Source organism: Streptomyces sp. NPDC048483, assembly GCF_040651455.1.
Lineage (GTDB): Bacteria > Actinomycetota > Actinomycetes > Streptomycetales > Streptomycetaceae > Streptomyces.
The window spans coordinates 1-8,079 of record NZ_JBEZJZ010000198.1; the positions used below are offsets into that span (position 1 = coordinate 1).

At 70.9% G+C, this 8,079-nt stretch carries 7 protein-coding genes; 2 read left to right on the forward strand and 5 right to left on the reverse strand.

Features of this window, described 5'->3' with window-relative positions:
- Nucleotides 1-117: 117 nt before the first annotated feature.
- From thpD to ectA, 4 genes are all read right to left on the reverse strand, one after another.
- Entirely contained in the window at nucleotides 118-1,017 is a 900-nt protein-coding gene (thpD, locus tag AB0D04_RS41650; RefSeq protein WP_362712623.1) for an ectoine hydroxylase, read from the reverse strand.
- A gap of 103 nt (nucleotides 1,018-1,120) precedes the next feature.
- Entirely contained in the window at nucleotides 1,121-1,537 is a 417-nt protein-coding gene (locus AB0D04_RS41655) for an ectoine synthase (RefSeq protein WP_362712624.1), read from the reverse strand.
- A gap of 73 nt (nucleotides 1,538-1,610) precedes the next feature.
- A complete protein-coding gene (gene ectB / locus AB0D04_RS41660; protein ID WP_362712625.1) occupies nucleotides 1,611-2,879 on the reverse strand; it encodes a diaminobutyrate--2-oxoglutarate transaminase in 1,269 nt (422 codons plus the stop codon).
- 169 nt (nucleotides 2,880-3,048) lie between these two features.
- The gene (gene ectA, locus AB0D04_RS41665) at nucleotides 3,049-3,615 is read right to left on the reverse strand and encodes a diaminobutyrate acetyltransferase (RefSeq protein WP_362712626.1); all 567 of its coding nucleotides are present in this window, start codon (nucleotides 3,613-3,615) and stop codon (nucleotides 3,049-3,051) included.
- Between the two features lie 462 nt (nucleotides 3,616-4,077).
- Here ectA and AB0D04_RS41670 point away from each other — a divergent pair, with 462 nt between their 5' ends.
- Nucleotides 4,078-5,169 (forward strand): amidohydrolase family protein, encoded by a 1,092-nt coding sequence (locus AB0D04_RS41670; protein ID WP_362712628.1) that lies wholly within the window; start codon nucleotides 4,078-4,080, stop codon nucleotides 5,167-5,169.
- 491 nt (nucleotides 5,170-5,660) lie between these two features.
- Here the strand turns inward: AB0D04_RS41670 and AB0D04_RS41675 are convergent, their stop codons facing one another.
- A complete protein-coding gene (locus AB0D04_RS41675) occupies nucleotides 5,661-6,647 on the reverse strand; it encodes a bile acid:sodium symporter family protein (protein WP_362712627.1) in 987 nt (328 codons plus the stop codon).
- A 369-nt stretch (nucleotides 6,648-7,016) separates the two neighbouring features.
- Between AB0D04_RS41675 and AB0D04_RS41680 the strand changes: the two genes are divergently transcribed.
- Nucleotides 7,017-8,030, forward strand: a complete 1,014-nt coding sequence (locus tag AB0D04_RS41680; RefSeq protein WP_362712629.1) for an SCO1860 family LAETG-anchored protein — start codon at nucleotides 7,017-7,019, stop codon at nucleotides 8,028-8,030.
- The last annotated feature ends 49 nt before the right edge of the window (nucleotides 8,031-8,079 follow it).

Sequence of the window (8,079 nt, forward strand, 5' to 3'; positions counted from 1 at the left end):
GCGGCCCCCCCCCCAAACCCGCGCGGCCGCCGCACAGACCCTGCTGTGCGGCGGCCGCGCCACCCGTATGACGTACCGGCTGCAGGCCGGCCGTCTCCCGGCCGCTGCGCCGGTGTCTCACCGCACCGGGGTGAAGTCCCGCGCCCCGATGTACTCCGGACGCCGGACCGGTGCCCCGAAGGGCTCCACCGCTTCGTTGTCCACGCTGTTGAACACGATGAAGACATTGCTGCGCGGGTACGGCGTGATGTTGTCGCCCGAGCCGTGCATGGCGTTGCAGTCGAACCACGTTGCCGAGCCGGCCTTGCCGGTGAAGAGGCGGATGCTGTGCCGGTCCGCCAACTTCGTGAGCACCTCGTCCGACGGGATGCCCGCGTCCTGCATCTGCAGCGACCGCTTGTAGTTGTCCTTCGGCGTCGCACCTTCACAGCCCACGAAGTGCTGATGCGAGCCGGGCATGATCATCAGGCCGCCGTTGGTGTCGTAGTTCTCGGTCAGCGCGATCGAGACCGAGACGGTGCGCATGTTCGGCAGACCGTCCTCTGCATGCCAGGTCTCGAAGTCCGAGTGCCAGTAGAAGCCTGACGCACCGAAGCCGGGCTTCACATTGATCCGCGACTGGTGGACATAGACGTCCGAGCCCAGGATCTGCCGCGCGCGACCCACCACGCGCGGATCGGAGACCAGCTTGGCGAACACCTCGCTGATCTTGTGCACCTCGAAGACGGACCGGACGGTCTGTGTCTTCGGCTCGACGATGGAGCGCGGGTCCTCGCGCATCGCCGGGTCGAGGACGAGCCGGTCCAGCTCGGCGCGGTACACCGCGACTTCCTCCGCGGTGAGCAGTTCCCCGATGGCGAAGAAGCCATCACGTTCGAAGTCGCTCAGCTCGGACGGCTCGAAGGGGCCGGCCACTCCGGGCTGCGACCACACCACCGGGTCCTTCCGCGGGGTGATGACCTCTGCGGTCCCACGGGTCGGGTACAGGTCGGCGATGCGCTCGGGTGCGGTGGTCATGGTGTTGCCTTCCTCTCCTCTCGTACGTGCTTTCGGTACGTGCTGGTGTTGCGTGCCTCCTCGGCTGCCGGACGGGGCAGGCGATGACGCCGGCCGATACGGTTCAGACCGTCTCGGGCTCGGCCTCGGGCTCGGTGAGCAACGGGTAGACGCCGTTCTCGTCGTGGTCCTCCCGGCCGGTGACCGGGGGGTTGAAGACACACACGCAGCGGAAGTCCTTCTTGATCCGCATCGTGTGCTTCTCGTGGCCGTCGAGCAGGTACATCGTGCCCGGCGTGATCAGGTGCTTCTCGCCGGTTTCGTCGTTGGTGAGTTCGGCCTCACCCTCTACGCACAGTACGGCCTCGATGTGGTTTGCGTACCACATCGACGTCTCGGTTCCCGCGTACAGCGTGGTCTCGTGCAGCGAGAAGCCGACGCGCTCCTTGGCCAGGATGATGCGCTTGCTCTCCCAGGTGCCGGACTTCGCCTTGACGTGGCGGTCGGTGCCTTCGATGTCCTTGAAGGATCGGACGATCACGGTGCTCGGTGCCTTTCTCTGAAACGTTAAGGAGCGCTGGGCCGGCCGGGTGGTCCGGCCGGCCCCAGCACGGTCAGGCGCAGTCGCGGACCGCGCGGGCGAGGGTGCGAAGGCCCTCGTCCAGCTCCTCGGGGGTGGTCGTCAGCGCCGGAAGCAGCTTGACGACCTCGCTCTCGGGGCCTGAGGTCTCGATCAGCAGACTCAGCTCGAAGCAGCGCTTGGCGATCTTGTTGGCGAGGCTCTTGTCGACGCACTCCAGGCCCCACACCAGACCGCGGCCGCGGTACTCGGTGAAGGTCTCCGGGTGCTCCTCGACGATGGCCTTCAGGTGCTCCTCGACGATCTCACCGCGGGCGAGGGTCTGCTTCTCCATCTGCCCGTCGGCCCAGTACGTGTCGAGCGTGGCGGCGGCGGTGACAAAGGCCGGGTTGTTGCCGCGGAAGGTGCCGTTGTGCTCGCCCGGCTCCCAGATGTCCAGCTCGGGCTTGAACAGGGTGAGCGCGAGCGGCAGGCCGTAACCGCTGATGGACTTCGAGACGGTGACGATGTCCGGCACGATGCCCGCCTCCTCGAAGGAGAAGAAGGCACCGGTACGGCCGCAGCCCATCTGGATGTCGTCCACGATGAGCAGCATGTCCCAGCGCTTGCACACCTCGGCGAGCTGACGCAGCCACTCGACCCGCGCGACGTTGATGCCGCCCTCGCCCTGCACCGTCTCGACGATGACGGCGGCGGGCTGGTTGAGGCCCGAGCCGGAGTCCTCCAGGAGGCGCTCGAACCAGATGAAGTCGGGGGTCTGGCCGTCGAGGTAGTTGTCGAACGGCATCGGGGTGCCGTGCACCAGCGGAATACCGGCGCCGGCCCGCTTGAACGCGTTGCCGGTGACGGCGAGCGAGCCCAGCGACATGCCGTGGAAGGCGTTGGTGAAGGACACGATCGACTCGCGGCCCTTGACCTTACGGGCCAGTTTCAGCGCGGCCTCGACCGCGTTGGTGCCCGTCGGGCCCGGGAACATGACCTTGTAGGGCAGGTCGCGCGGCCGCAGGATGATGTTCTGGAACGACTCCAGGAACGCCCGCTTCGCCGTCGTCGACATGTCCAGGCCGTGGGTGACGCCGTCCCGCTCGATGTAGTCGATCAGGGCGCGTTTGAGGACCGGGTTGTTGTGGCCGTAGTTGAGAGTGCCGGCACCGGCGAAGAAGTCGAGGTAGGTGTGGCCGTCCTCGTCGGTCATGCGGCTGCCCTGCGCACGGTCGAACACGGTCGGCCAGCCGCGGCAGTAGCTACGGACCTCCGACTCCACGGTCTCGAAGACGCTCAGGTCGGGCTGGGTGATGGTCACAGCATGCTCCAGGGAGATGAGTGCGAAGGAAGATCGAAGTGTGGGGGGACAAGGCGGGTCCGGAGGTGTCACGGGGGTGTCACCTGGTGTGTTCCGGTCCCGCTTGCCGTACGGGGCGCGGCCGGCGCGGCGCACGAGGTGCGCGCGACCGGGGCCGTCCGGGAGGTCGTCAGCGCCGGGATCCCGGTGGCGGGTCGAACGGGCCGATGAGGTGCAGCACCTCCGGCTCGTGGCCCTGCTCGGGGAAGAGCCCGGCGTCGAAGAGCACCTCGCGCCGGAGGCCGGTTCCATGGCGCTCGGCGAAGGACGCGAACAGCCGCATGGAGGCGGCGTTGTCCGGCGTGATGGTGGTCTCGACGTGGCGAATGCCCAGTTCACGTACGGCGCGGGTGGTCAGCCCGTCCAGGAGTGCGGCCGCCAGCCCCTGGCCACGGTGCGCGGCGTCGACGGCGACCTGCCAGACGACGAGGGTCTCCGGGCGCTCGGGGCGGATGTAGCCGGTGACGAAGGCGGCCGGCTCGCCCTCCGGGTCGCGTGCGACGACGGAGGTGGCGGCGAAGTCCCGACACCACAGCAGGTAGCTGTAGGAGGAGTTGAGGTCCAGCGTCCCGGAGTCCCGGGCGATACGCCAGATCGCGGCGCCGTCCTCCAGACGTGGGGTGTCGAGCTTGAAGCCCTCCGGCAATTCTTTGATATCGCTGTGGGCACGTGCATGGTCTGCTTGTGCGGCGGTCATGGGAATTCAATTTACCGAGGGAAAAAGGAAAATGCATCGCGGGCAGGGGTTACGAGGGCGGGTCTTGTGTGTTATCGCGCGGGTGCGTACGAGCGCGCGATCCGATCGCGGAATGTGCCGTTTTGCCCCGGAAGTTTGGGGTGAAACGGGCACCCTGTGTAGTCGGTCACAGCTCCGTAACTCCCACGAGATCCGTCCGAATTCTGATACTTGGCGCTAGCAAAATCTTGGCGTTTGAGGCGCGGAAAAGCGGGCAGAAGAATACGGGAAGCTGCGCTTCTGAGGAATTGGGAATTCGCAACCGGAAGGTCTGCGGCAAGGCGTGCGGGAAGGGAATCCGGGTAGTCGCCCGGGTTTCCGGGAAACCACCGGCGGAATACGGCGCCGGGGCTGCTGGTGCCGCCGTGGCCGAGGGCCGCCCGGCCGTGGGGGTCCGCCGCCTAAAGTGCCTGTATGACGTCCATGAGTGAAGGTGCGGTGCTGCACCTCAAGGGGAGGGTCCTGGTCGGCCCGGACGACGTGCGCGACGAGCTGTGGGTTCTCGGCGGTCGGGTGACGTTCGAACGGCCCAGTGGGGTGCGGGAGGCCACCACCGTCGAGGGCTGGGTGCTGCCGGGCCTGGTCGACGCCCACTGCCATGTCGGGCTCGATGCGCACGGCCCGGTGGACGCCGAGACCAGCGAGAAACAGGCCCTCACCGACCGCGACGCCGGCACCCTGCTGATCCGCGACGCAGGGTCACCGTCCGACACCCGCTGGATCGACGACCGCGAGGACCTGCCCCGGATCATCCGCGCCGGCCGCCACATCGCCCGTACCAGGCGCTACATCCGTAACTACGCTCACGAGATCGAGCCCGGGGACCTGGTTGCCCACGTCGCGCGGGAGGCCCGGCGCGGCGACGGCTGGGTCAAGCTCGTCGGCGACTGGATCGACCGCTCCACCGGCGATCTGTCGGCCTGCTGGCCCCGCGGCGCGGTCGAGGCGGCCATCGCCGAGGCCCACCGGCTCGGCGCCCGGGTGACCGCCCACTGCTTCGCCGAGGAGACCCTCGCCCCGCTCGTCGAGGCCGGCATCGACTGCATCGAGCACGCCACCGGCCTCACCGAGGACACCATCCCGCTGTTCGCCGAGCGCGGCGTCGCCATCGTCCCCACCCTGGTCAACATCGCCACCTTCCCGCAGCTCGCGGACGGCGGCGCGGCGAAGTTCCCCAAGTGGGCCGACCACATGCGCCGCCTCCACGCCCGCCGCTACGACACCGTACGGGCCGCCTACGACGCCGGCGTCCCCATCTACGCCGGCACCGACGCCGGCGGCTCCCTTCCGCACGGCCTGGTCGCCGGCGAGGTGGCCGAGCTGATGAAGGCGGGCCTCCCCGCCGAAGCGGCCCTCTCCGCCACCACCTGGTCCGCCCGCACCTGGCTCGGCCGCCCCGGCCTCACCGAGGGCGCCCCGGCGGACCTGGTCGTATACGAAACGGACCCGCGCGCCGACGTACGGGTCCTGGCGGCACCACGGCTGGTCGTGCTGCGGGGGCGGGCCATCGGGTAGGAGGCGCCGGGCCGGCCGGCGGCCGCCGGACCGGCTCGCGGGCGCCTGCCCGGCCAGTCCCGCCCAGTCCGGTCCGGCTCGCCCCGCCCCGGCTCGGCTCGGTCCGGCCCGTCCCGGCTCGGCCCGTCCCGGCTCGGCTCGGCCTGGTTCGTCCCGTCCCGTCCCGGCCCGTCCCGTCCCGGCCCGTCCTGGTTCGGCCCGCCCCGGTTCGGCCCGGCTCGGCTCGGCTCGGCTCGGCCCGCCCCGGCTCGGCCCGTCCCGTCCCGGCCTGCCCCTGCCCTCCGCCCCGCGGCGGCGGGGAGTGCCGTGGCGCACGTCGTGCCGCTCACGTCGTGGCACCCGTCATGCCGCTCACGTCGTACCGCTCACGCCGTACCGCTCACGCCGTGCGCCACGGGAATACCGCCCCGGCCCCGCCGGTTGTGGCCCCGCAGGGGGGCCGCGCCACCCCTACGGGATGTGTTCGCCCACCCCCTAGGTGCCCCGCCCCACTACCGCCCGCGGCGCCCGGAGCGGGCCATGAACGCGGCCACCACCGCACCCGACACGTTGTGCCACACCGAGAAGACGGCCGCGGGCAGCGCCGCCGCCGGGCTGAAGTGCGCGGTGGCGAGGGAGGCGGCCAGGCCGGAGTTCTGCATGCCGACCTCGAAGGCCATGGCACGGGCGGCGGGCGCGCCCAGGCGGGCCAGCTTTCCGGAGGCGTGGCCCAGGGCCAGGCCCAGCCCGTTGTGCAGCACCACGGCGAGCAGCACCAGCGCCGCCGCGTCCTTGATCGCCGCCGCGCTTCCGGAGACCACCACCAGCACAATCACCGCGATGGTCACGGCGGAGAGCCACGGCAGCACCCGCAGCGCCCGGTCGACAAAACGCCCCGCGACGACCCGTAGGACCACTCCGCCGACCACCGGCAGCAGCACCGTCTTGAGGATGTCGGTCACCATCACCCCGGCGTCCACGTCCAGGAACTGCCCGGCGAGCAGCAGCGTCAGCGGCGGCGTGATCAGCGGCGCGAGCACCGTGGACACCGTCGCCACCGACACCGAGAGCGCCACATCGCCGCGCGCCAGGAACGTCACCACATTGGACGCGGTCCCGCTCGGCGCGCAGCCGACCAGGATCACCCCGGCCGCCAGCTGCGGCGGCAGGTGGAGCACGGTCGCGATCAGCCACCCCAGCCCCGGCATGATCACGTAATGCGCGACCAGTCCCAGTCCCACCGCCCACGGCCGCTTGGCCACGGCGGTGAAGTCCGGCGGGGTCAGCGTCAGCCCCATCGAGAACATGACGACCCCGAGCAGCCACGGCACCCCGGGCGCCCACCCGGCGAACCGTGCGGGCCACAACAGCCCGACGGCCCCGGCGGCGATCACCAGAAGGGGGAAGAGGGTGACCGCGCGGCGCGCCGCGCGGTCGGAGGCGGGGAGGTCGCCGGATGGTGCGGCGCTGTGCGGGGGGCTCGTCTGCTCGGTGGACACGGCGGCACCCTAGCGCCGGTCTTCATGTACGGGACAACGAATTCCGTATGCCGGACGCCGGCCCGCGTCGTCGGGGTCGGCGGGCTGCCCTTCCGGTCCTCGGCCTCGCTCGTCAACCCAAGTCACCCGCTCGGTGGGACGACTGGGGTACGGGTGGCCGACTGAGCCGCAGGAATCGAATAGGGAGGCGGAAACCACCCATTTAGGTGAACTAGCCTCGCGTGGCTGCCCGTTCACCCTCAGTGCGTACACGATGTGCGGGTCGAGGTCGTCGGCCCGCGTGATGTCCCCCATTGGCGCGGCCGACGGCTCCAATTCTCTTGTGGGGGTTCCACTCACGTGTCCACCAGCTCCACCAGCTCCTTCGGCATGCCCCGACGGCTCGCCGCGACCTTCGTCGCCGCCGCCCTCACGGCCGGTCCCGCCGTCCTCATGGGCGCCGAGCCCGCGTACGCCACCGGTGACCACGGCACGGCCGGCGCGGTCGTGCTCCGTACGGGCCTGAACGTCAAGCTGCTCAACAAGGCGCTCGAAGTGCCGCTGCACGCCGCCCTCAACGAGGTGCAGGCACCGGCCTCCGCCCACAGGACGGCGCTCACCGTCGATCTGGACGGCATCAACCAGGGCAAGCCGTTCAGTGTGCTGCGCGCGGACGTTGCCACCGCCCGGGCCACCACCGGCCGGCACCGGGCCGAGGGCTACGCCCGTCTCGTGCACGCCAAGGTGCATGCCCCCGGCCTGGGGCCGCTGTCCCTGATCGAGGTCCAGCAGGTGACGTCGCGGGCGGTGTGCGAGGCGGGGAAGCGGCCGCGGGCCGAGTCGAATGTGCTGGGCAGCGTCCTGGTCCTGGGCAAGAAGGTCACGCTGCGCGCGGACGGCACGACGGACGTCAGGGTGCCGGGGGTGGGCGAGGTACGGCTCGATCTTTCCCGGCGGAGCGTGACGGGCCGGAGCGCGGCGGCGACCGCGCTGGAACTGAAGGTCGCGGTCAACCCGTTGAAGCTGAATGTCGCCGATGTCCGGGGGCGGGTCACGCTCGCCGAGGCGACCTGCAAGGCGCCCGAGCCGGGCGGTTCAACGGGCGGTACCACGGGAGGCACGAACGGCGGCCAGAGCACGGGCGGGCAGTCGGGCGGCGGCCAGACCGGCGGCTCCACTTCCGGCGGCTCCGGCGGCTCCACCTCCGGCGGCTCCACCTCCGGCGGCACCCACGCGAACACCCACCCCGGCTCCCGCCCCAGCACCCAGAACCTCGCCGAGACCGGCGGCAGTTCGGCCACTCCGTATCTCATCGGCGGCGCGGCCCTGCTGGTCGGCGCCGGTGCCGGAACGCTCGGCCTCGCCCGTCGGCGCCGCGCCGCCGCGCCGGGCGGCCGCGGCTGACAGCCCCGTACACCGCGCCGGTGCTGTGGGGGCGTCGGCGCGGTGTACG

What these genes read in the sequence shown, in the direction of transcription:
- thpD (WP_362712623.1), bottom strand. Translation starts at nt 1,017, where the DNA reads ATGACCACCGCACCCGAGCGCATCGCCGACCTGTACCCGACCCGTGGG.
- AB0D04_RS41670 (WP_362712628.1), top strand. Translation starts at nt 4,078, where the DNA reads ATGAGTGAAGGTGCGGTGCTGCACCTCAAGGGGAGGGTCCTGGTCGGC.
- ectA (WP_362712626.1), bottom strand. Translation starts at nt 3,615, where the DNA reads ATGACCGCCGCACAAGCAGACCATGCACGTGCCCACAGCGATATCAAA.
- AB0D04_RS41680 (WP_362712629.1), top strand. Translation starts at nt 7,017, where the DNA reads ATGCCCCGACGGCTCGCCGCGACCTTCGTCGCCGCCGCCCTCACGGCC.